We start from the raw sequence: 22317 nt of genomic DNA on the forward strand, positions 1-22317 counted from the left end.
CGCTGGCTGCGCGAGCATAAAAAAACCCCGCCGGAGCGGGGTTCTTTCGCGACAGTTAATCGGGAGAGGCGATTAACGCAGCAGGGACAGTACGTTCTGCGTAGACTGGTTAGCCTGTGCCAGAACGGAGGTGCCAGCCTGTTGCAGGATGTTGGCGCGGCTCATGTTGGACACTTCGGTCGCGTAGTCGGCATCCTGAATACGCGACTGGGACGCGGACAGGTTGTTAACGGTGCTGTTCAGGTTGTTGATGACAGAATCGAAACGGTTCTGTACCGCACCCAGAGAAGAACGCAGACCGTCAACCTGAGACAGCGCTTTGTCCAGGGTGTCCAGCGGGTTTTTCACGTCGGTCACTGCCGCGCCTTCGGTCACTTTACCATCGGCCGCAACGGTAGCGACTGCGTAAGATTTGGTGCCGTCGGCGGCAACGGTTTGCACGTAGAAACCATCTTTACCGTCTTTATCTTTACCGGCCACGACAGTCTTACCGGCTGCCAGAGCGGAGCCCGCTTTGTCGTAAGCGACATCGGCGCCGCCGGCAGTGACTTTCAGCGTACCGCCGTTGGCGACTTCGGCGCCGATTTTGGTGCCTTTTTCAGTGACGTCGAAGGTATCCAGACCCAGCTGTTTGGCGTCGATCTTTTTCAGATCGATGTCGATGGTTTCACCGTCGTTGGCGCCAACCTGAATGGTCAGTTTCTGATCGCTGCTCAGCACTTTCACGCCGTTGAAATCGGTCTGCTCGGAGATGCGGTTGATTTCGGACATGCGCTGGGTGATTTCGTCCTGGATGGACTTCAGGTCGCTGGAAGAGTTGGAGCCGTTCTGCGCCTGCACGGTCAGACGACGGATGTTCTGCAGGTTGTCGTTGACTTCGTTCAGCGCGCCTTCGGTGGTCTGCGCCAGGGAGATACCGTCGTTGGCGTTACGGGAAGCCTGAGTCAGGCCCTTGATGTTAGCGGTGAAACGGTTGGAGATCGCCTGACCAGCCGCGTCGTCCTTGGCGCTGTTGATACGCAGGCCGGAAGACAGACGCTCAATCGCAGTGCCCAGAGAAGACTGAGATTTGTTCAGGTTGTTCTGCGCCATCAGCGACAGGCTGTTGGTGTTAATTACTTGTGCCATTGTATGCTTTCCTTACGAATCAGTTGCGATATTCGCATCACGGTTAAAAGGTTCGGGCTTATTTGCCCACGGCGTCAACCACCGTCCCCTCAGGTATCGGCCCTCCCCCTGCAACCTTTAGAGATTTTTCATTTTTTTTTGCGCTTTCGGCAATGGCGTAAATAGCGCGGTTTTTCCCTCCTCTATTGCGCCATCGGCTTTTTATTTTTTCGGTAAACTTTTTCTCCGCTGGGCCGATAACGCGTAAAGCGAATAAAGTCATTACCAAGGAGAATTACGAATGGCATCGATCAGTTCATTAGGCATCGGCTCAGGACTTGACCTCAACGGCTTGCTGGACAAGCTGACCAAGGCGGAACAACAGCGCCTGACCCCTTACACCACCAAGCAATCGAGCTACAACGCCCAACTGACCGCCTACGGCACGCTGAAAGGCTCGCTGGAAAAGTTCGATAACCTGAGCAAAGAGCTGGCGAAGGAAGATTTCTTCAAGGGCACCACCGCCAGCGAACACGACGCCTTTAAAATCAGCACCGACGCCAAGGCGGTGCCGGGCAACTATGTGGTGGAAGTCACCCAGCTGGCGCAGGCGCAAACCCTGACCACCCAGGAGAAAATCAGCGATCAGACCACCAGGCTCGGCGCCGAGGGCGCGGCCGACCGTTCGATCAGCATCACCGCCGGCAACCCGCCGAAAGAGACCAAGATCCCGCTCAGCGACGATCAGACCTCGCTGGTGGAAATGCGCGACGCCATCAACGGCGCCAAGGCCGGCGTCACCGCCAGCATCATGCGGGTGGGCGATAACCAATATCAGCTGGCGATCGGCTCCTCCACCACCGGCGAAAGCAACCAGGTCGCCATCCAGGTCAATAACGACGCCCAGTTGGGCGGCATTCTCAATTACGACGCCACGCGCAGCACCAGCCCGATGAAGGAAACGGTGAAGGCGCAGGATGCGCAGCTGGTGGTGAACGGCACCGCCATCAAGCGCAGCACCAACTCGATCAGCGATGCGCTGCAGGGCGTGACCCTGGATCTGAAAACCAAAACCAAAGACGGCGAGCCGCAGAACCTGGTGATCAGCACCAATACCGCCGGCACCACCGACAAGATTAAGGAGTGGGTCGACAGCTATAACTCGCTGCTGGACACCTTCAACTCACTGACCAAGTTCACCCCGGTCAAAACCGGTGAGGCGCAGAATGCCAGCAACGGCCCCCTGCTGGGCGACAACACGCTGCGCGGCGTTCAGTCGTCGATTAAAAGCGCCCTCAGCGCCGCCCAGGACAACCCGGAGCTGAAAGGCCTGGGCAACCTCGGCATCTCGACCGACACCAAGACCGGCAAGCTGGAAATCGACAGCACCAAGCTGAAAAAAGCGCTGGATGAAAAGCCGGATCAGGTCACCAATTTCTTCGTCGGCAACGGCAAAGACACCGGCATGGCCACCGAGATCCACAACGAAATCCAAAGCTATATCAAGTCCGGCGGCATCATCGAGAACTCGACCAAGAGCATCAACACCAACCTCGATCGCCTGAACAACCAGATAACCACGGTCACCGCCAGCATTCAAAACACCATAGATCGCTATAAGCTGCAGTTCGTTCAGCTGGATACCATGATGTCCAAATTGAACGGCACCAGTAATTACTTAAACCAACAGTTCAAATAATTCTTTTTAACCAGGTAAAAAAACAGCATGTATAACCGTAGCGGCACTCAGGCCTATGCGCAGGTCAGTCTGGAAAGCGGCGTGATGAGCGCCAGCCCGCACCAGTTAATCGTGATGCTGTTCGACGGGGCGCTCAGCGCCCTGCTTCGCGCACGCATCCTGATGAACCAGGGCGACATCGCCGGCAAGGGGCTGGCCCTGTCCAAGGCCATCAACATCATCGACAACGGTCTGAAAAGCGGCCTGGATCACCAGCAGGGCGGCGAAATGGCCGACAACCTGGCGGCGCTGTACGACTACATGAAACGCCGGCTGATGCAGGCCAACCTGCATAACGACGATGCGGCGATCGCCGAAGTGGTCAAGCTGCTGGAAAATATTGCTGACGCCTGGCGCCAGATTGGCCCCCACTATCAACCCTCTCAGGACGCCGTGTAATGGAACGTCAACAGCAACTGTTAGCCGCATATCAACAAATTCACACCCTCAGCAGCCAGATGATCGCGCTGGCGCAAACCGGCCGCTGGGAAGAGCTGGTCGAACAGGAGCTCACCTACGTGACGGCGGTGGAAAAAACCGCCGCCTTTACCGGCCTGGTCGGCCCGTCCATCGCGCTGCAGGAGATGCTGCGCAACAAACTGCAGCAGATCCTGGATAACGAAACCGAGCTGAAGCGCCTGCTGCAGCTGCGCATGGACGAGTTGAAAGAGCTGATTGGCCAGTCGACGCGCCAGAACGTGGTCAACAATACCTACGGGCAATTTCACGACCGCGCCCTGCTGTTGGGAGAGCCGCAGGTACGATGAGATCGCAACGGATAAATATCACCCCGACACGGACGTTTTCTGTTCAGCAGGAAATTGATTTTTGATAGATAAAACACGTCGTTGTGTTTCACAACGTATGGAAAAATGTTGCTCCAGCGCTCAGCAAAGCGTAAAGATATTCTTCAGATAATGGCTGCGAAATGAATATCGATGGAACGTACAATTAATCTCTGTCCTGGAATTGGCGCATCGGCGCACATCATTCAGCATACTGAATTATTATTCCCCTCAGTTTATTTTGAGCAACCGCATCTGTATCTGATACGGCAAGGGCAAAAACGCGTGCGCTGGCGGCAGCGCGAAGTGGTGGCTCAGGCCGGCGAGCTGTTGATCATCGACGGCGGCCAAACCGTGGATGTGATTAATGGCCCCTCGGAGGAAGGCGTATTCAGTTGCCAGCTGCTGACCTGCGATCCGCTGCTGCTCAGCGCCCAACCGCCCTGCGGAGAAACGCCGCCGACAACGCCGTTCGATGCGGTGCTGGCGCTGCGTAACCTGCCCTGCGCCCTGATGCACAGCTTCGAGACCGCCAGCCTGGCGCTGGCGCTGAGACAGCGCTTTCCGGCCATTATAGTGCGCCACAAAATGTTGGAAATTCTGCTGTGGTTGACGCAGTTCGGCGTGCGCTTCATTCATAACGAAGCCCGGGATCTCACCCAGCGGGTGCGTCGCTGCCTGGCGACCGACCCGCACAGCATTTGGACCGCGGCCAAGGTGGCCGAAAGCCTGTCGATGAGCGAAGTGGTGCTGCGCCGCAAACTGTCGATGGAGAACACCGCGTTGCGCAATCTGATGATCGACGTGCGCATGAGCAGCGCGCTGGCGTTATTGCAGTCCACCGACTGGCCGATTTCCGCCATCGCTCAGCACGTCGGCTATGAAAGCGCCTCGCGTTTTGCCGAGCGTTTTCGCAAACGCTTTGGCTTTGCCCCCACCGCCATCCGCGGCCACCAGCGGATCATGGAGCCCGGCGCGATGCAACCTCAGGGGATCATTTAATCGGCGAGCATGGACGCAGGAGACGCGGACGGACGCTTGCCGGCGGCACCATAAAACATCGAGGCCACCGGAGGGTGGCCTGGGGTGTTTCAATCTGGTTGTATTAAAACGCTTATTAGTACGACTAAAACCATCAGCATTAAAATGCTGAACAGTCGCCATCTGGTTTCGCTTTTACCGCTCATTACCCCGTCCCAAAATTATGACCTTATTCGCAGGCTTATAATAATTCGCCCTAGCCTGGGCCAATATGAATGACAGCGCGCTTTTTATCGCTCTGCTCCATTGATTGAAAATTCACTTGGCCCCAAACGGCTGAGGGACCCCCACTAAATCAGGGCTAATAAATTAACACCCTATTTCGATAAGCTTTAGCCAGGTGGGTAAGAGCAGCATCCAGCGTTGTTCGTTTTAAAGTCCGCATCCTGGCGGCGTCACCTCGCCGTGAGGACGGAAACTGTTTACCAGAGCCTGGTCACTCCTGTTGGGGCTGCTCCCTCAGGGGGTGACTAGCGGCAAATCAATTGATAGAATATGCATTCAATTATCTATTCACAAAGCGATTCACCACTATGCCAGCTCGCTCTGACACGATACGCCAAATGCTCAGTCAAGGGCCGATGAAATCTCGTCAACTAATTGATATGATGGGAGTTAGCCAACCGACAATGTCCCGTGCATTGAGAAATATTGGCGATGACATTGTTCGAATCGGAGCTGGCCCATCTATTCAATACGCTCTACGCGATACCTACCGCGGATTCAGATCTGCGCCCATTTACCGTATTACCGATGAAGGGCGCATTAGGCCTCTTGGCGAGCTTATTCCGGTTCGTCCCGAGGGATTCGTCATGGTGCCAGCCGACAACGTAAGTCTCCATAGCGACGGGCTGCCGTGGTGGCTGTTTGACATGCGACCACAAGGGTATCTCGGGCGAGCCTACGCATCAACGTATGCGGCTGATCTTGGCCTGTCGGCGGACCCAGAGCAATGGACAGACTCGGATGTGGTTAAGGCGTTGCTTGCTCATGGTCATGATGCTATCGGCAACCTACTGGTAGGAGAACAAGCACGGGACCGTTTCCTCGAGATGCCGGAGCCCCGTCCAGTTGAGCGAGCCACAGCGTATCCCGCGCTGGCATTAGCGGCTGCTGCCGGTGATGTACCCGGGTCATCTGCAGGCGGTGAACAGCCGAAATTTTGCACCTATACAGAACGCGGTCATGTCCTGGTGAAATTCTCGGCCCCAGACGATAACCCGGTTAGCGAACGCTGGCGTGACCTTCTGCTGGCCGAACACTTAGCGTTGAGAGTGCTTGGTGTGGAAACACAGGTACTAGATTTTGGCAGTCAGCGCTTCCTCGAGATCCCCCGATTCGACCGCGTTGGCCAACTGGGTCGTATCGGCGTCTTCTCTCTGCGGGCACTTGATGCAGAGTTTGTCGGCAATGCCAGAGCCCCCTGGCCCGTTTTGGTTGATAGCCTCGTTGCGGGAGGACATGTCCATCCTGATGCCGCAGCTGGCACCGCCCGGCTTTGGGCATTTGGGACGCTAATCGGCAATACCGACATGCACCACGGGAACTTGTCGTTCATCAGCAGCCATGGTCGCCCGTATCACCTTGCACCGGCCTACGACATTCTGCCTATGGGATTCGCCCCCAGAGCGGGCGGTGCAATAGTGAACGAGCTTCGGCCGGCGTCACTATCGGAAGTCATTAGCGGGGATGTCTGGCAGGAAACGTTGGGCCTGGCCGAGAACTTCTTTGTTATGGCCAGTGATTGCGGGCGTTTCTCCGCCCATTTCGGTCCATGCCTTGAGGCATTACGCCGTCACCTTGACGAGGCCAGAACGCGTATCGCCCGTCTAGGGTAAAAAGCGAGTTCAAATTTGCCGATCCACTCATTTTTCAACTCAATAGGGTCCAAAGCGTGCGGGTATATATGCCCGAAAAATACCAGAATCGGGCGACAGATCAGCACAACGGCATCTGAGCCAATCCCAGTACGGGTCAGTCCTTGAAAGTAGCTAGCCAACGTTTTTTGGCGAGATGCGCTTATTTGCGGCCGTGGGTCTTCCCGGCGACCAAAAGGTGTTTATGCGTTTGGCAAAAACATTCGTTGTGCCAGCCATAATGCGGGTCTGCGCAGATCGAGAATGTCACCGAGGACGGAACCCGGCCGCGATATTTTCGCTCGTTAAGGTCCTTGCTCAGTGAAATGAACAGGCTGTCGGCCGAAGGCCAGCCTTCGCTGACCTCAAGCACGCTATTGCCCCGATTTATTTCCGTCTTCAGCACTCCCTGAAGACAAGCGCATAGCCTGTCGATCATGGCTTAACCTCCAAGGCGACAATAGGATTTATCACGTTGTTACTCGGCCATTGAAGAGTAAACTTCCTCAGGATGCCTCAACGCTGGCGACGGCGGCAACCTAATCTGCAAGGTTAAAAATGAAAAAATTGCTGGTCGTGGCGCTGATTGTCGCCGCGTTGTTATATGTGTTCAAAACAGATATTCAAGTTTTCTATCTCAAGCAGATTGAATTTCAGAGCGCCAGATAGCAAAAAGCCTCCGATGGGCTTTTTGCTGCGAGAGACGGGTGCAGATGATGATGGAAATCCCATCACACCGGCATATTCATGATGTCCTGGTACGCCGCCACCAGCCTGTTGCGCACCTGCACCCCCAGCTGCAGCGATACCGACGACTTTTGCAGATCGACCATCACATCGTTGAGGCTGATGCCCGGCGCGCCCAGCTCGAAGTCCTGCGCCTGTTTGCGCGCCGCCTGTTGGGTGTCGCTGATTTTGCCGATGGCCGCCTTCAGTTCGCTGGCGAAACTGACGCCCTGCGTCGTCGGGCCCGGCCCCATCTGCCCGGCCTGAATCGCCGTCGCCTGCAGCTGCTGCAGCACCCCTTCAATCCCCTGAATTGCCATTTTGATCTCTGCCTTACTCCGTTGACGGGCGCTATGGCGTCCGACATTTCTCCGATGCTGCACAGCCTACCACAGCGGTTTTTTGCTAAATCGGTTAATTAACTGCAAAAAACCCGGCTTATCGGGCCATCGAAATCGCCGTCGCGGGCAAATAATGGCATGCCCAGAAATGGGAGCGCCGCTATTTAGAAGATATGTGTATCAGGGAGTCTGTTTTGTCACACAATGCTAACCATACCGTTCATCAGCCTGGCAGGGAGCTGCGCAGCGGCCCGCACCGGATCCTGAGCGCCATTGAAGGACCGGACCTAAAATGAGTGCCTCAATCATCGCCGGCGAAAGCCGCGACCATGGCCTGCTGGCCATCTGGAACCGTCTGCGCGCCAACCCGAAGATCCCGTTGCTGGTCGCCGCTTCCGCCGCGATCGCCATCGTGGTCGCGCTGCTGTTATGGGCAAAAAGTCCAGACTACCGCGTGCTGTACAGCAACCTGAACGATCGCGACGGTGGCGCCATCGTCACCCAGCTCACGCAGATGAACATCCCTTACCGCTTCGCTGAAAACGGCGCGGCGCTGCTGATCCCGGCGGAAAAGGTGCATGAAACCCGTCTGCGTCTGGCGCAGCAGGGGTTGCCGAAAGGCGGCGCCGTCGGCTTCGAACTGCTGGATCAGGAAAAATTCGGCATCAGCCAGTTCAGCGAGCAGATTAACTATCAGCGCGCGCTGGAGGGCGAACTGTCGCGCACCATCGAATCGCTGGGGCCGGTGCAGAACGCCCGCGTGCATCTGGCGCTGCCCAAACCTTCGCTGTTCGTGCGCGAACAAAAGTCCCCTTCCGCCTCGGTAACGCTAACGCTGCAGCCGGGCCGCGCGCTGGATGACGGCCAAATCAACGCCATCGTCTATATGGTCTCGAGCAGCGTCGCCGGCCTGCCGCCGGGCAACGTGACGGTGGTCGATCAGGCCGGCCGTCTGCTGACCCAGTCCGACGGCACCGGGCGCGATCTCAACGCCGCCCAGCTGAAATACGCCGGCGAAGTGGAAAGCCGTTTCCAGCGTCGCATTGAAGCGATCCTGGCGCCGATGGTCGGCAGCGCCAACGTGCGCGCCCAGGTCACCGCGCAGATCGATTTCGCCACCCGCGAACAAACCGACGAAGAATATCAGCCCAATCAGCAGCCGAATAAGGCCGCCGTACGCTCTCAGCAAACCAGCCTGAGCGAGCAGATTGGCGGGCCGCAGGTCGGCGGCGTGCCGGGGGCGCTGTCCAATCAGCCGAGCGCGCCGGCCAGCGCGCCGATAGAAACCGCCAAGCCCGCGGCCGCCGGCAATAACGCCGCCCGGCCGACCGCCGCCGATGCCGGCAGCCGCGGGCCGCAAAACACCCGGCGCGACGAGACCACCAACTATGAGGTCGATCGCACCATCCGCCATACCCAGCAGAAAGCCGGCGCCGTGCAGCGGCTGTCGGTGGCGGTGGTGGTCAACTACCGCGGCGCGGGCAAAGACGGCAAACCGCTGCCGATGAGCAAGGAACAGCTGACGCAGATTGAATCGCTGGTGCGTGAGGCCATGGGCTACTCCAGCAGCCGCGGCGACACCCTGAACGTGATTAACACGCCGTTTACCGATAACGAGGCCACCGGCGGCGAACTGCCGTTCTGGCAGAGCCAGTCGTTTATCGATCGCCTGCTCGACGCCGGCCGTTACCTGCTGGTGCTGCTGGTGGCCTGGCTACTGTGGCGCAAACTGGTGCGGCCGCAGCTGCTGCACCGCCAGGCGGCGCAGCAGGCCGCCATCGCCGCCGCCAATGCGCCCGCCGCCAAGCCGGCCGACGGCGGCAAACCGAGCAATGAGGAGCTGGCGCAGCGCCGCAAGTCGCAGCAGCGCGTCAGCGCAGAAGTCCAGAGCCAGCGGATCCGCGATCTGGCTGATAAAGACCCGCGCGTGGTCGCTCTGGTAATCCGCCAATGGATGAGTAACGAGATATGAGCCTGACCGGAACCGAAAAAAGCGCCATTCTGCTGATGACGCTGGGGGAAGATCGCGCGGCGGAGGTGTTCAAGCACCTCTCCTCGCGCGAAGTGCAGCAGCTGAGCGGCACCATGGCCAGCATGAGCCAGGTGTCGCACAAACAGCTGAGCGAAATACTGGGCGAGTTTGAAGACGACGCCGAACAGTATGCGGCGCTGAGCGTCAACGCCAGCGACTACCTGCGTTCGGTGCTGGTCAAAGCGCTGGGCGAAGAGCGCGCCGCCAGCCTGCTGGAAGACATTCTCGAATCGCGCGAAACCACCACCGGCATGGAAACGCTCAACTTTATGGAGCCGCAGAGCGCGGCGGATCTGATCCGCGACGAACACCCGCAAATCATCGCCACCATTCTGGTGCACCTGAAGCGCGGCCAGGCGGCGGATATTCTGGCGCTGTTCGACGAGCGCCTGCGCAACGACGTAATGCTGCGCATCGCCACCTTCGGCGGCGTGCAGCCGGCGGCGCTGGCGGAATTGACCGAAGTGCTGAACAACCTGCTCGACGGCCAGAACCTCAAGCGCAGCAAAATGGGCGGGGTGCGTACCGCAGCCGAGATCATCAACCTGATGAAAACGCAGCAGGAAGAAGCGGTTATCGATGCGATGCGCGAATACGACGGCGAGCTGGCGCAGAAAATCATCGACGAAATGTTCCTGTTCGAGAACCTGGTGGAAGTCGACGATCGCAGCATCCAGCGCCTGCTGCAGGAAGTGGAAGGCGAGTCGTTGCTGATTGCCCTGAAGGGCGCCGAGCAGCCGCTGCGCGAGAAGTTCCTCAAGAACATGTCGCAGCGCGCCGCCGACATCCTGCGCGACGATCTGGCCAACCGCGGGCCGGTGCGCATGTCGCAGGTGGAGAACGAACAGAAAGCCATTCTGCTGGTGGTTCGCCGCCTGGCGGAGAGCGGCGAAATGATCATCGGCGGTGGCGAGGACACCTATGTCTGAGCGCATTAACGCCCTGCCCTGGCAGCCCTGGTCGCTGAACGATCTGGCCGAAAAACCGCCGGCCTTCGAACCGCCGCCGCCCGTCGCGGCAAGCGACGCGGCGCCGCAGGATGAGCAAGCCGACCTGCAGCAACGGTTGGCGCAGCTGCGCCTGCAGGCCGAGCAACAGGGCCGGCAGCAGGGTTACGCCGACGGCCAGCACCAAGGCTACGAGGCCGGTTTCCAATCCGGGCTGGAGGAAGGCCGTCAGCAAGGCTTGCTGGAGGCGCAGCAGCAGCAACAGCCGCTGACCGCCCACTGGCAGCAGCTGGTGACCGAATTCCAGCATACGCTGGACGCGCTGGACAGCGTGATCGCCTCCCGCTTGATGCAGCTGGCGCTGACCGCCGCCAGGCAGGTGCTGGGCCAGCCGCCGGTGTGCGACGGCACCGCCCTGCTCGGCCAGATCCAGCAGCTGATTCAACAGGAACCGATGTTCAACGGCAAGCCGCAGCTGCGCGTGCACCCGGACGACTATCCGCGGGTCGAGCAGCAGCTGGGGGTCACCCTCGGCCTGCACGGTTGGCGGCTGCTGGCGGACGGCCAACTGCATCCCGGCGGCTGCAAGGTCAGCGCCGAGGAAGGCGATCTCGACGCCAGCCTGGCGACGCGCTGGCATGAGCTGTGCCGCCTGGCCGCCCCGGGGGAAGTGTAATGACCGCGCGTCTCGGCCGCTGGCTGAGCTCTCTCGATACGCTGGAAAAACGCATCGCCCGCGCGCCGACGGTGCGCCGTTACGGTCGGCTGACCCGCGCCACCGGTCTGGTGCTGGAGGCCACCGGCCTGCAGCTGCCGCTCGGCGCCACCTGCCTGATCGAGCGTCACGACGCCGGGGAGGTGCAGGAGGTGGAAAGCGAAGTGGTCGGCTTCAACGGCCAGCGGCTGTTCCTGATGCCGCTGGAAGAAGTGGAAGGCATAGTGCCGGGCGCGCGGGTTTATGCGCGCATCGCCCCGGAGGGCCAGAGCGCCGGCAAACAGCTGCCGCTCGGCCCGGCGTTGCTGGGGCGGGTATTGGACGGCGGCGCCAAACCGCTCGACGGCCTGCCTGCGCCGGATACCGGCTACCGCGCGCCGCTGATCACCGCGCCGTTCAACCCGCTGCAGCGTACGCCGATCGAAAAGGTGCTGGACGTTGGGGTACGCACCATCAACGGCCTGCTGACCGTCGGCCGCGGCCAACGCATGGGCCTGTTCGCCGGCTCCGGCGTGGGTAAAAGCGTACTGCTCGGCATGATGGCGCGCTACACCCGGGCCGACGTGATCGTGGTCGGCCTGATTGGCGAGCGCGGCCGCGAGGTCAAAGACTTCATCGAGAACATTCTCGGCGCCGAAGGCCGGGCGCGTTCGGTGGTGATCGCCGCCCCGGCCGACGTTTCGCCGCTGCTGCGCATGCAGGGCGCCGCCTACGCCACGCGCATCGCCGAAGATTTTCGCGATCGCGGCCAGCACGTGCTGCTGATCATGGATTCCCTCACCCGCTACGCCATGGCGCAGCGCGAAATCGCCCTGGCGATCGGCGAGCCGCCGGCCACCAAAGGCTACCCGCCTTCGGTATTCGCCAAGCTGCCGGCGCTGGTGGAGCGTGCGGGCAACGGCATCAGCGGCGGCGGCTCGATCACCGCCTTCTATACCGTGCTGACCGAGGGGGATGACCAGCAGGACCCGATCGCCGACTCGGCGCGCGCCATCCTCGACGGGCACGTGGTGCTGTCGCGCCGTCTGGCGGAGGCCGGCCACTACCCGGCGATCGACATCGAGGCCTCGATCAGCCGCGCCATGACCTCTCTGATCGACGAAGAGCACTACCGCCGGGTACGCAACTTCAAGCAGATGCTGGCCAGCTACCAACGCAACCGCGATCTGATCAGCGTCGGCGCCTACGCCGCGGGCAGCGATCCGCTGCTGGACAAGGCGATGACGCTGTATCCGCAAATGGAAGCCTACCTGCAACAGGGCATCTTTGAGCGCAGCGGCTACGACGAAGCCTGTCAACAGCTGCAGCAGCTGATTGTTTAACCACACCAGAGGCTGAGACCGATGAAATCACAGTCACCCCTGAACACCCTGCGCGATCTGGCGCAGGACGCGGTGGAACAGGCCGCACAGCAGCTGGGCCAGGTGCGCCTGGCGCAGCAGGCGGCGGAACGGCAGCTGTCGATGCTGCTCAACTACCAGGACGAGTACCGCCAGAAGCTGAACCGCCAGCTGAGCGGCGGCATGGACTCTTCCCATTGGCAAAACTACCAGCAGTTTATCGGCACCCTGGAGCAGGCTATCGATCAGCACCGGCAACAGCTGCTGCAGTGGAGCCGGAAGGTCGACCATGCGGTCAGGCACTGGCAGGACAAACAGCAGCGGTTGAACGCCTTCGAAACCCTGCACACTCGCGCCCTGAGCGCGGAGCAGCAGCGGGAGAACAAACGGGATCAAAAGCTGATGGATGAGTTCGCTCAACGCAGTGCACAAAGGAACACTAACCCATGAATCTGAACGCCCTGCCAGGCCTGGCGACAACCGGCGAAGCCGGCGGCCTGTCCGACCTGCCGCTGGATGGATCCTCGCTGTCATCCGCCTTCGCCCAACTGCTCGGGGCGCGTTTTCTGCCCGCCGGCGGCGGCAAGCTGCCCGCTGCGGCGCCGAGCGCCGACGACCCGCAGGCGCCGGCGCTCAGCCGCAGCCAGCTCAACGCGTTGTTGGCGACATTCGGCGAGCGCGATGGCCTGCTGGCCACCGCACTGCCGTGCGGCGATCGGGCCGTCAACGCGCCTGCCGACCGGCGGCAACCGGATGCGCAACAATCGGCGCCGCCTGCAACCGCAGCCGACGGCGAGCTGGATGCCGCGACCTCGCAGGCGCTGTTCGCCATGTTGCCGGCGGCGCTCGCCGCGCAACCGCCGGTCGCTTCCGGCCAGCACCACCCGAGCGCAGTCACCGATGACGGCGCCGAGCCGCCGACGGGCAGCCTGCTGAGCGCCGCCGCGCCAACGGCCCGCCCGACCGAGGCGCAACCGGGCGCCCAGCCGCCAGGCAAACCCGGGCCGAACGCGGATAACGGCGTCGCCGGCCCGGCTCAACCGCCGGCCGAACGCCCCGATCTCGCGCAGCCGAAGCCGGGAAACGAAAGCCAGCAAGCCGCAACCTTCGGCCACGCCATGGCGCCGCCGACGGGCAGCCCGCTGCAGCCGGCCCCGGCGCCCGTCGGCGCGCCGGTGAGCGCCCCGCCGACGCCGCAGCTGAGCGCGCAGTTGGGCAGCCCGGAGTGGCAGCAGGCGCTGAGTCAGCAGGTGTTGATGTTCCATCGCAACGGCCAGCAAAGCGCCGAGCTGCGGCTGCATCCGCAGGAACTGGGCGCGCTGCAGATAACCCTGAAGCTGGATGACCAGCAGGCGCAGCTGCACATCGCTTCCGCTCATGGCCAGGTGCGCGCGGCGGTGGAAGCGGCGATGCCGCAGCTGCGTCACGCGCTGGCCGAGAGCGGCATCAGCCTGGGGCAAAGCAGCGTCGGCGGCGAGCCTGCGCCGCACGGGCAGCACGGGCAGCAACAGGCCGCCGACGGCCAGGGGGGGGCGAGCTACGCCGAACGGCATGGCGACGCCAATAGCGCGGTCGAGATCGTCAGCGCGCCGGCGGCGCTGCAGCGTATGGCCGGCGCCGTCAACGGCGTCGATATTTTCGCCTGAGCCGCCGCAAACGCCCAAGCTGGCACCCATTTGCGCGTCTATTCAGGCTATTGCGCGCCGCGATAGGCGCGATAATACCGTTACCCGTCATACTTGAAGCTGCATCTTTGTTGGCTGCATTTGCGCGCCCCAGTCACATAGTTACCTATGCTCCTGGGGACTTACAAATTTGCCGCCGCGATGCAGCCCCAATTATTTGGGGTAAATCATGTCATGCGTGCGGCTTTGCCGCGCGCCATGCCCGCCGCCTCGCCGGCCGCGGGTGGAACAACAGGAATTTGATTTGGCTATGTCTCAGAATACCCTTCCGGCAGCACCGAAACGCTCCCTTCTGGTCATCTTGCTGGCGTTGATCGCCGTGGTCGCCTGCGGCGCGGCGGGTTACAGCGGCTGGCTGCTGAAGCAGCGAGCCGACGGCGCCCAGCCGGCGGCCGCCAAGGTACAGCCGCCGGCCGCGCCGGTGTTTATGCCGCTGGACACCTTCACCGTCAATCTGGTGACGCCGGACAACAACCCCGACCGCGTGCTGTACATCGGTCTGACGCTGCGTCTGCCGGACGAACATACCCGCCGCCAGCTGAACGATTTTCTGCCGGAAGTGCGCAGCCGTCTGCTGATGCTGCTCTCCCGCCAGGACGCGGGTCAGCTGGCCAGTGAACAAGGGAAACAGCAGCTGGTGGCGCAGATTAAGGACGTGCTCAGCCCGCCGCTGGTTAAGGGGCAACCGAAGCAGGTGGTCAGCGATGTGCTGTTCACCGCCTTCATACTGCGGTAATCACTATGGGCGACAGCATACTTTCACAGGCAGAGATCGACGCCTTGCTCAACGGCGACAGCGCGGGCGACGAACCCGAAGCGGTGGTCGGCCACGAGAGCGAGGTCAAGCCTTACGATCCGACGACCCAGCGCCGCGTGGTGCGCGAACGGCTGCACGCGCTGGAAATCATCAACGAACGTTTTGCCCGGCAGTTCCGCATGGGGTTGTTCAACCTGCTGCGCCGCAGCCCGGACATCACCGTCGGCCCGATCAAGATCCAGCCGTACCACGAGTTTGCCCGCAACCTGCCGGTGCCGACCAACCTCAACCTGGTGCATCTGAATCCGCTGCGCGGCACCGCGCTGTTCGTGTTCGCGCCCAGCCTGGTGTTTATCGCCGTCGATAACCTGTTCGGCGGCGACGGCCGCTTCCCGACCAAGGTCGAGGGGCGCGAGTTCACCCCGACCGAACAGCGGGTGATCAAGCGCATGCTGCGCCTGGCGCTGGACGCCTACGGCGACGCCTGGAGCGCCATTTACAAGATCAGCGTGGAATACGTGCGCGCCGAGATGCAGGTGAAGTTCACCAATATCACCACCTCGCCGAACGACATCGTGGTCACCACGCCGTTCCAGGTGGAGATTGGCGCGCTGACCGGCGAGTTCAATATCTGCATCCCGTTCGCGATGATCGAACCGCTGCGCGAGCTGCTGACCAACCCGCCGCTGGAAAATTCGCGGCAGGAGGACAGCCACTGGCGCGAAACGCTGGTGAAACAGGTGCAGCATTCCGAGCTTACGCTGACCGCCAACTTCGTCGATATCCCGATGCGGCTGTCGAAAATCCTGAAGCTGCAGCCGGGCGACGTATTACCGATAGACAAACCGGAGCGCCTGATCGCCCACGTGGACGGCGTCCCGGTTCTGACCAGCCAATACGGCACGCTAAACGGGCAGTACGCCCTGCGCGTCGAACATTTGATTAACCCTATTTTACATGCTCTGAGTGAGGAACAGCCCAATGAGTGACCCTAAGCAACCGTCTGGCGAAGGAAAGGGATCCGTAGACGATCTGTGGGCTGATGCGTTTAACGAGCAGCAGTCGACCGAGAAAGCCGGCGCGACCACCGAAGGGGTGTTCACGTCGCTTGAAGCTCAGGATGCGCTCGGCAGCCTGCAGGATATCGATCTGATCCTGGACATCCCGGTCAAGCTGACCGTCGAGCTGGGGCGCACCAAAATGACCATCAAGGAACTGCTGCGGCTGTCGCAGGGGTCGGTGGTGGCGTTGGACGGGCTGGCCGGCGAACCGCTGGATATCCTGATCAACGGCTATCTGATCGCCCAGGGCGAAGTGGTGGTGGTGGCCGACAAGTTCGGCGTGCGCATCACCGACATCATCACCCCTTCTGAACGCATGCGTCGCCTGAGCCGCTGATGACCACCGGCGCACCCGTCACAGCCCACGGCACCCAACAGCCCGCCGCGCCGGCCCTGCCGGCCGGTTCGGTGTTGACGCAGGTCAGCAGCGCGCTCGGCGGCATTCTGCTGCTGATCCTGCTGGCCGGCTGGCTGTTCCGCCGGCTGGGCTTCGCCCCGCAGGCGCGCAACGGCAAGCTGCTGAACCTGCGCGCCAGCTGCCAGGTTGGCCAGCGCGAACGCGTGGTGGTGGTCGAAGTGGCTAACACCTGGCTGGTGTTGGGGGTTACCGCCCAACGGGTAACCCCGCTGCATACCCTGCCCGCGCCGCCGCAGGAGGGGAATGCGACCGAAACGGCGGCGCCGGCGGACTTCCGCCAGCTGCTGCAAAAAGTTCTGAAACGCCCGGAAAAATCGGCATGACCGCTATTTCACCCGCCGCGCGCCGCCGCGCCGCGCGCATTTTCCCCTGGCTGGGCGCCCTGCTGCTGCTGGCCAGTCCGGCGGCGTCGGCGCAGCTGCCGGGTTTGATCAGCCAGCCGCTGGCCAACGGCGGCCAAAGCTGGTCGTTGCCGGTACAGACGCTGGTGCTGCTGACCTCGCTCAGCTTCCTGCCGGCCATGCTGTTGATGATGACCAGCTTCACCCGCATCATCATCGTGCTCGGCCTGCTGCGCAACGCCCTCGGTACGCCCTCCGCGCCGCCGAATCAGGTGATGCTCGGCCTGGCGCTGTTCCTGACGTTTTTCATCATGTCGCCGGTGTTCGACAAGGTGTACCAGGATGCCTATCTGCCGTTCAGCCAGGACAAAATCGGCCTGGACGCGGCGCTGGACAAAGGTTCGCAGCCGTTGCGCGAGTTTATGCTGCGCCAAACGCGTGAAACCGATCTGGCGCTGTACGCCAAGCTGGCCAACCAGCCGCCGCTGGCCGGGCCGGAGGCGGTGCCGATGCGCATTCTGCTCCCCGCGTACGTCACCAGCGAGCTGAAAACCGCCTTCCAGATTGGCTTCACGGTGTTTATCCCGTTTCTGATCATCGACCTGGTGGTCGCCAGCGTGCTGATGGCGCTGGGGATGATGATGGTGCCGCCGGCGACCATCTCGCTGCCGTTCAAGCTGATGCTGTTCGTGCTGGTGGATGGCTGGCAGCTGCTGCTCGGCTCGCTGGCGCAGAGTTTTTATTCGTAACCCGGCGCTGACGCCGCCTTTCAAGGAAGCATAATGACACCCGAATCGGTCATGGCACTGGGCACCGAAGCGATGAAAGTGGCGCTGGCGCTGGCCGCGCCGCTGCTGCTGGCGGCGCTGATCAGCGGCCTGGTGGTCAGCCTGCTGCAGGCCGCCACCCAGATCAACGAAATGACGCTGTCGTTCATTCCCAAAATTCTGGCGGTGTTCGCCACCATCGTGATCGCCGGCCCCTGGATGCTGAACCTGCTGCTGGACTACATGCGCATGCTGTTCAGCAACCTGCCCAATTTGATCGGCTGACCGTGCTCACCGTCGACAGCGCCCAGTTCGGCGTATGGCTCAGCCAATATTTTTGGCCGCTGCTGCGCATTCTGGCGCTCATCGGCACCGCGCCGGTATTCAGCGAGAAGCAAATCAGCAAAAAGGTGAAAATCGGCCTCGGCGGCCTGATCGTGATCCTGATCGCCCCGACCCTGCCCACCAGCAATATCCCGATCTTCTCCGCCGCCGGTCTGTGGCTGGCTGTCCAGCAAATCCTGATCGGCGTGGCGCTGGGCCTGACCATGCAGTTCGCCTTCGCGGCGGTGCGGCTGGCCGGCGAGGTGATCGGCATGCAGATGGGGCTGTCGTTCGCCACCTTCTTCGACCCCAGCGGCGGGCCGAACATGCCGGTGCTGGCCAGGCTGCTCAACCTGCTGGCGATGCTGCTGTTCCTCAGCGTTGACGGCCACCTGTGGCTGATTTCCCTGCTGGCGGACAGCTTCCACACCCTGCCGGTCCAGACCCGGCCGCTGAACGGCAACGGCTTCCTGGTGCTGACCCAGGTCGGCTCGCTGATCTTCATCAACGGCCTGATGCTGGCGCTGCCGCTGATCTGCCTGCTGCTGACGCTCAACATGGCGCTCGGCCTGCTCAACCGCATGACGCCGCAGCTGTCGGTGTTCGTGATCGGCTTCCCGGTCACCATGACCATCGGCATCATGACCCTCGGCATGATGATGCCGATGCTGGCGCCGTTCTGCGAACACCTGTTCGGCGAGGTGTTCGACCGCCTGGCGGCGGTGGTCGGCGGCATGACTTTCTGAATCCCCCTCTTCCCGCTCTTTCCGCGGCGCGCCGCAAGACAAAATGGCAAGAAACCGGCTTTATCGGAACAAAAGCGTGATAAACCCCGGTTATCCGCATTAAGGTCCAAAAGCCCGCCACGGCTTGAATAATAAAATACCCGCCCTAGAATAGACCTGAAATAAAATACAAGTGAGGTTTTATTATGAGAGGAATGTTATAACCCGGCAATAACACGGCGACCGATAAATATCGCATTATTTCATCACCTGCTTATTAAACAGGTGCAGGCCCCGGCACGTCATAAACCCGGCGACCCGCCGCAGGCGAGGCATGCCCCCCGATAGCCCCAGGAGTGATATCATGATCAAGGCGAAAACCAACCGTAAGGCCAGACGTTTATTTGGCATGACCCACTGGCAGAGCAACCGCTTCAAAATTGCCTTTGACGAAACGCCGAATGGCGGCGAATGGAAAGTGATCAAGAAAAAGAAATAACGCCACCCTCTTCAGTCAGTTAAAAATAATATATTCAACAAGGTTTTCCCGGCCAGAAGCTCAATAATACCCTTAGGTATTAACTCCGGCCGACCGCCTTATTATTGTTTTCGTTCCTGAAGAAAAAAAGGCACGTCACTCAAGCTTTTCGTGGGAGAAAAAGTGACGTGCCAAACAAGTGCGCCCGGTTTCAAGAATTCCCTACCCCTGCCTCGCAGCGATAGCGTTTTCTAAGCGCACCCAAGGGAAACCCGCCGTGACGACACGCCGGGGTAGTGCCCGATTAACGGTTCATCTGGAACAGCGACATGCCCTGCATATCGCCGAAGGTTTTGTACGACGCCTGCAGCGCCGCCTGCTGCATAAAGTAAGCGGAGATCGACTCGGCCAAATCCGCATCCGTCAGCGCGCTCATCTGCACCTGATTGGTCATGTCGCGTTCCTTGCCGATGCTGTCCAGCTGATCCATCTCCTGCAGCTGGCTACCCAACTCGGCGCGCACGCTCAGCACCTTGTTGTAGGAGTTGTCCATGCCGCGGTTAGCCTTGGCCAGCGCATCGGCGACCTGTTGTTGGGTGGCCTCGTCGGCATCCTGCAGCGGCGTTTTCAGCGCTTTCAGCGCAATGTCGATGCTCTCGAAGACGTTGGCCACCGGCGCGCTGCCGTCCGGCTCGGGTTTCGGGTTGCTGGTCAGCGACATGAACACCGTATTGCCGGTATGGCCGATGGTCATGGTGCGGTTGGCGTCCACCTTCTGCTCGACCGCCCTGTCGCCGCCCTGGTAGCTCACCGCGCCGCCCTGGTCGACGAACGGCGGCTTGTCGTTCATATAGCCGCCGAACATGTAGCGCCCGTTGCCGTCGGTGCTGTTGGCCTGGTTGAGCAGCTGATCTTTCAGCCCCTGCAGTTGGGTGGCCAGCGAATCGCGGTCGTTATCGCTTTCGGTGCCGCCGGCGTTGACGATCAACGCCTTGATGTCCTGAATGGTCGAGGTGGCGCCGGCCAGCACGTTTTCTTCCATCGAGACGTTCTGCCGGGCGAAGGTACGCGCCAGCGTATACTGGTTGTTCTCGGCCTGCGACTGCGACAGCATCACCGCCTGCGACGCCGCCAGCGGATCGTCGGAGGGATTGATCACCTTCTTGCCGGTTGAAAGCTGCTCTGCGGCCTTCATAAACAGCGACTGGTTGCCGGTGATGCCGGCCATGTTCTGCTGATACATCATGCTGGTGCTCATGCGCATGCGGTGGTTTCCTCAAAATGGGCCGCCGCGCCCGCGTCGGGGCCCGGCCGGCAATGAAATCAACGAATGTTCAACAGCGCGTCGAACATCGAGCTGGCGGTTTGAATCACCTGCGCGTTAGCCATGTAATACTGCTGGAAACGCAACAGTTCACCGTACTCTTCGTCCAGGTTGACGCCGGAGATCGACTGCTGTTGCTGGGTCAGCTGCGTCACGATGTTGGCCTGCGAGGTGGTGGCCACCTTGGCGGAGGCGGTCTGGTTGCCGATGCTGCTGACCATGCCGGCGTAGGCGCCGCTGAAGGTCGCTTTGCCGTCCACCAGCTTCTTGGTTTGCAGATCGATCAGCTTCTTGGCGTTCTCGTTGTCGCCCCGACCGCTGTCGTCCTTGCCGGCGGCGGCGATTTTCGACGAGTCGCTGAGGGCGACCGTCAGGCTGCCGGCCACGTCGCTCACCGGCTTCACGGTGAAGCTGTCCTTGGCCCGGGGGGTGCCGTCGATGCCGATCTGCAGCCCGTCAAAGCTCAGCGTCGGCTTGCCGTCGGCGTCGGTGCCCGCGGTGGCGTTGACCTTGACGTTGTCCGGCAGCCGGCTTACCTGCCAATTGCCGCCGTCGAACTCGACGCGATAGTCGTTGGCCTTCACCTTGCCGGTATCGGTATAAGACACCGACAGCGCGGCGTCGCCGGCATTGCGGGTATTGTCCACCACCCGGCCGCCGCCGAAGCTGAAGAAATCGGCGCCGGCGTCGCCGTTCAGATCGAAGCCTGCGCGGTGCTGTTGGTTAAAGTTGTCCGCCAACGCCAGCGCAATCTGGCCCAGCTGATTGCGCGCGCCGTCCAGCGTTTCGCTGCGGAACTTCAGCACGCCGCTCAGGCTGCCGCTGTTGATCTGCCCTTCCGGCACTTCGCTGGCGCCGTGGCCGCGATCGTAGCCGAGGGTCAATCGGGAAGGATCGCTGCCGGAAGGCACCGCCGCCACCTGATAAGTGGCGCTGCCCTGCACCAGGGTCAGACCGTTGGCGAAGGAAAGGGTGTAAGCGTCGCCATCCTGCTGGGTCACCTGCACGCCAACCACCTTGTTCAGCTCGGTCACCAGCTGGTCGCGCTGATCCAGCAGGGCGTTCGGTTCGCCGCCGCTGCCGCGCAGGCGGGTGATTTCGTCGTTCAGCCTGGCGATCTGCTGGCTATAGCCGTTGATCTGCTGCGCGCTGTCGCCGATCTGCTGATTGACGCCGCTGTCCATATCGCGCAGATATTTATCGGTGTTGTTGAACTGGTTAACCAGGCCGTTGGCCTTGCCCAGCACCGTCTGGCGCGCCGCGTCGTCGCCGGAGTTGCTCACCAGATTCTGCAGGTTGGTGAAGAAATCCTGCATGTTGGTCGACAAGGTGTTGGTTTTGCTCGCCAGCAGGTTGTCGATCTGGGAAATTTTTTGGTAATAGGCGCCCTGCGCCTCGGCATTGCCCTGCGCGCTGCGCAACTGGTTGCTGATGAACTGGTTGTATTCGCGGTTGACGCTGGTGACGGTGACGCCGTTGCCGATAAAGCCGTTCATGGTGCTCAGGCCGCCGTTCTGCGCCAGGATGGCGGTCTGGCGGTTATAGCCGGCCACGTTGTAGTTGGAAATGTTGTTGCTGACGGTGCTGAGCGCCACCTGAGCCGCATTCAGCCCGCTCATGGCGGTGTTGATTAAGCTATTGGACATCGGGATTCCTTATGCTGCGGCGCCTGCGGCCCACAGGGTTCAATTAATCTGCTGAGCCTGTTCGCTCAGCCTGTCTCGGTTATCGGCAAAAACGGGAAAAACTTGAGGAAAAAAAGCGGCCATGCGGTCAGCATCCAGCCAGCCTTCATTACCGCCCATCCCC

Annotated in this window: 24 protein-coding genes; 19 read left to right on the forward strand and 5 right to left on the reverse strand. The window is 61.1% G+C overall.

Annotation, left to right across the window (positions count from 1 at the left end):
• Positions 1-72: 72 nt before the first annotated feature.
• A complete protein-coding gene (locus D7I37_RS23140; protein WP_061794672.1) occupies positions 73-1128 on the reverse strand; it encodes a flagellin FliC in 1056 nt (351 codons plus the stop codon).
• A 280-nt stretch (positions 1129-1408) separates the two neighbouring features.
• Here D7I37_RS23140 and fliD point away from each other — a divergent pair, with 280 nt between their 5' ends.
• The 5 genes from fliD (at position 1409) to yjjJ (ending at position 6509) form a co-directional block, all read left to right on the forward strand.
• Complete coding sequence (gene fliD, locus D7I37_RS23150; protein WP_095097981.1) at positions 1409-2806, forward strand: flagellar filament capping protein FliD; 1398 nt, start codon at positions 1409-1411, stop codon at positions 2804-2806.
• A 27-nt stretch (positions 2807-2833) separates the two neighbouring features.
• Complete coding sequence (fliS, locus tag D7I37_RS23155; RefSeq protein ID WP_061794674.1) at positions 2834-3244, forward strand: flagellar export chaperone FliS; 411 nt, start codon at positions 2834-2836, stop codon at positions 3242-3244.
• Complete coding sequence (gene fliT, locus D7I37_RS23160) at positions 3244-3612, forward strand: flagella biosynthesis regulatory protein FliT (RefSeq protein ID WP_061794675.1); 369 nt, start codon at positions 3244-3246, stop codon at positions 3610-3612. The genes fliS and fliT overlap by 1 nt, the downstream gene beginning before the upstream one ends.
• 171 nt (positions 3613-3783) lie before the next feature.
• The gene (locus tag D7I37_RS23165; protein ID WP_061794676.1) at positions 3784-4632 is read left to right on the forward strand and encodes a helix-turn-helix transcriptional regulator; all 849 of its coding nucleotides are present in this window, start codon (positions 3784-3786) and stop codon (positions 4630-4632) included.
• A 572-nt stretch (positions 4633-5204) separates the two neighbouring features.
• Positions 5205-6509, forward strand: a complete 1305-nt coding sequence (gene yjjJ / locus D7I37_RS23170) for a type II toxin-antitoxin system HipA family toxin YjjJ (protein ID WP_129544809.1) — start codon at positions 5205-5207, stop codon at positions 6507-6509.
• 181 nt (positions 6510-6690) lie between these two features.
• Here yjjJ and D7I37_RS23175 read toward each other — a convergent pair whose 3' ends face one another.
• A complete protein-coding gene (locus D7I37_RS23175) occupies positions 6691-6966 on the reverse strand; it encodes a hypothetical protein (RefSeq protein WP_095097990.1) in 276 nt (91 codons plus the stop codon).
• 292 nt (positions 6967-7258) lie between these two features.
• Positions 7259-7573, reverse strand: a complete 315-nt coding sequence (gene fliE / locus D7I37_RS23180; RefSeq protein WP_061794678.1) for a flagellar hook-basal body complex protein FliE — start codon at positions 7571-7573, stop codon at positions 7259-7261.
• Between the two features lie 313 nt (positions 7574-7886).
• Here fliE and fliF point away from each other — a divergent pair, with 313 nt between their 5' ends.
• From fliF to sra, 14 genes are all read left to right on the forward strand, one after another.
• Entirely contained in the window at positions 7887-9566 is a 1680-nt protein-coding gene (gene fliF / locus D7I37_RS23185; protein ID WP_095097997.1) for a flagellar basal-body MS-ring/collar protein FliF, read from the forward strand.
• Positions 9563-10555, forward strand: a complete 993-nt coding sequence (gene fliG / locus D7I37_RS23190; protein WP_061794680.1) for a flagellar motor switch protein FliG — start codon at positions 9563-9565, stop codon at positions 10553-10555. Before fliF ends, fliG begins: the two co-directional genes overlap by 4 nt.
• Positions 10548-11249 carry a flagellar assembly protein FliH gene (gene fliH / locus D7I37_RS23195; protein ID WP_129544444.1) on the forward strand — a complete coding sequence of 234 codons (702 nt, stop codon included), beginning with the start codon at positions 10548-10550 and terminating at the stop codon, positions 11247-11249. The genes fliG and fliH overlap by 8 nt, the downstream gene beginning before the upstream one ends.
• Positions 11249-12610 carry a flagellar protein export ATPase FliI gene (gene fliI / locus D7I37_RS23200; protein ID WP_061794682.1) on the forward strand — a complete coding sequence of 454 codons (1362 nt, stop codon included), beginning with the start codon at positions 11249-11251 and terminating at the stop codon, positions 12608-12610. Before fliH ends, fliI begins: the two co-directional genes overlap by 1 nt.
• 21 nt (positions 12611-12631) lie before the next feature.
• Entirely contained in the window at positions 12632-13078 is a 447-nt protein-coding gene (gene fliJ, locus D7I37_RS23205) for a flagellar export protein FliJ (protein ID WP_061794683.1), read from the forward strand.
• Positions 13075-14274 carry a flagellar hook-length control protein FliK gene (locus D7I37_RS23210; RefSeq protein WP_129544445.1) on the forward strand — a complete coding sequence of 400 codons (1200 nt, stop codon included), beginning with the start codon at positions 13075-13077 and terminating at the stop codon, positions 14272-14274. The genes fliJ and D7I37_RS23210 overlap by 4 nt, the downstream gene beginning before the upstream one ends.
• 289 nt (positions 14275-14563) lie before the next feature.
• Positions 14564-15049, forward strand: a complete 486-nt coding sequence (fliL, locus tag D7I37_RS23215) for a flagellar basal body-associated protein FliL (RefSeq protein WP_095098006.1) — start codon at positions 14564-14566, stop codon at positions 15047-15049.
• Positions 15050-15054: 5 nt separating this feature from the next.
• A complete protein-coding gene (gene fliM, locus D7I37_RS23220) occupies positions 15055-16059 on the forward strand; it encodes a flagellar motor switch protein FliM (protein WP_061794686.1) in 1005 nt (334 codons plus the stop codon).
• A complete protein-coding gene (gene fliN, locus D7I37_RS23225; protein WP_061794687.1) occupies positions 16052-16468 on the forward strand; it encodes a flagellar motor switch protein FliN in 417 nt (138 codons plus the stop codon). The genes fliM and fliN overlap by 8 nt, the downstream gene beginning before the upstream one ends.
• On the forward strand, positions 16468-16872 hold the full coding sequence (fliO, locus tag D7I37_RS23230) for a flagellar biosynthetic protein FliO (RefSeq protein ID WP_061794688.1): 405 nt from the start codon (positions 16468-16470) through the stop codon (positions 16870-16872). The genes fliN and fliO overlap by 1 nt, the downstream gene beginning before the upstream one ends.
• Positions 16869-17639 (forward strand): flagellar type III secretion system pore protein FliP, encoded by a 771-nt coding sequence (fliP, locus tag D7I37_RS23235; RefSeq protein ID WP_061794689.1) that lies wholly within the window; start codon positions 16869-16871, stop codon positions 17637-17639. Before fliO ends, fliP begins: the two co-directional genes overlap by 4 nt.
• Before the next feature lie 33 nt (positions 17640-17672).
• The gene (gene fliQ / locus D7I37_RS23240) at positions 17673-17942 is read left to right on the forward strand and encodes a flagellar biosynthesis protein FliQ (RefSeq protein ID WP_061794690.1); all 270 of its coding nucleotides are present in this window, start codon (positions 17673-17675) and stop codon (positions 17940-17942) included.
• Positions 17943-17944: 2 nt separating this feature from the next.
• Complete coding sequence (fliR, locus tag D7I37_RS23245; RefSeq protein WP_061794691.1) at positions 17945-18727, forward strand: flagellar biosynthetic protein FliR; 783 nt, start codon at positions 17945-17947, stop codon at positions 18725-18727.
• A gap of 343 nt (positions 18728-19070) precedes the next feature.
• Positions 19071-19205, forward strand: a complete 135-nt coding sequence (sra, locus tag D7I37_RS27190) for a stationary-phase-induced ribosome-associated protein (RefSeq protein WP_207205541.1) — start codon at positions 19071-19073, stop codon at positions 19203-19205.
• A gap of 283 nt (positions 19206-19488) precedes the next feature.
• Here the strand turns inward: sra and flgL are convergent, their stop codons facing one another.
• Positions 19489-20448 carry a flagellar hook-associated protein FlgL gene (gene flgL / locus D7I37_RS23250; RefSeq protein ID WP_061794692.1) on the reverse strand — a complete coding sequence of 320 codons (960 nt, stop codon included), beginning with the start codon at positions 20446-20448 and terminating at the stop codon, positions 19489-19491.
• Between the two features lie 59 nt (positions 20449-20507).
• Positions 20508-22154, reverse strand: coding sequence for a flagellar hook-associated protein FlgK (gene flgK / locus D7I37_RS23255; protein WP_129544446.1), 1647 nt, complete (start codon positions 22152-22154; stop codon positions 20508-20510).
• Positions 22155-22317: the final 163 nt, after the last annotated feature.

The sequence above is a fragment of the Serratia sp. 1D1416 genome (assembly GCF_003641105.1).
GTDB lineage: Bacteria > Pseudomonadota > Gammaproteobacteria > Enterobacterales > Enterobacteriaceae > Serratia > Serratia ficaria.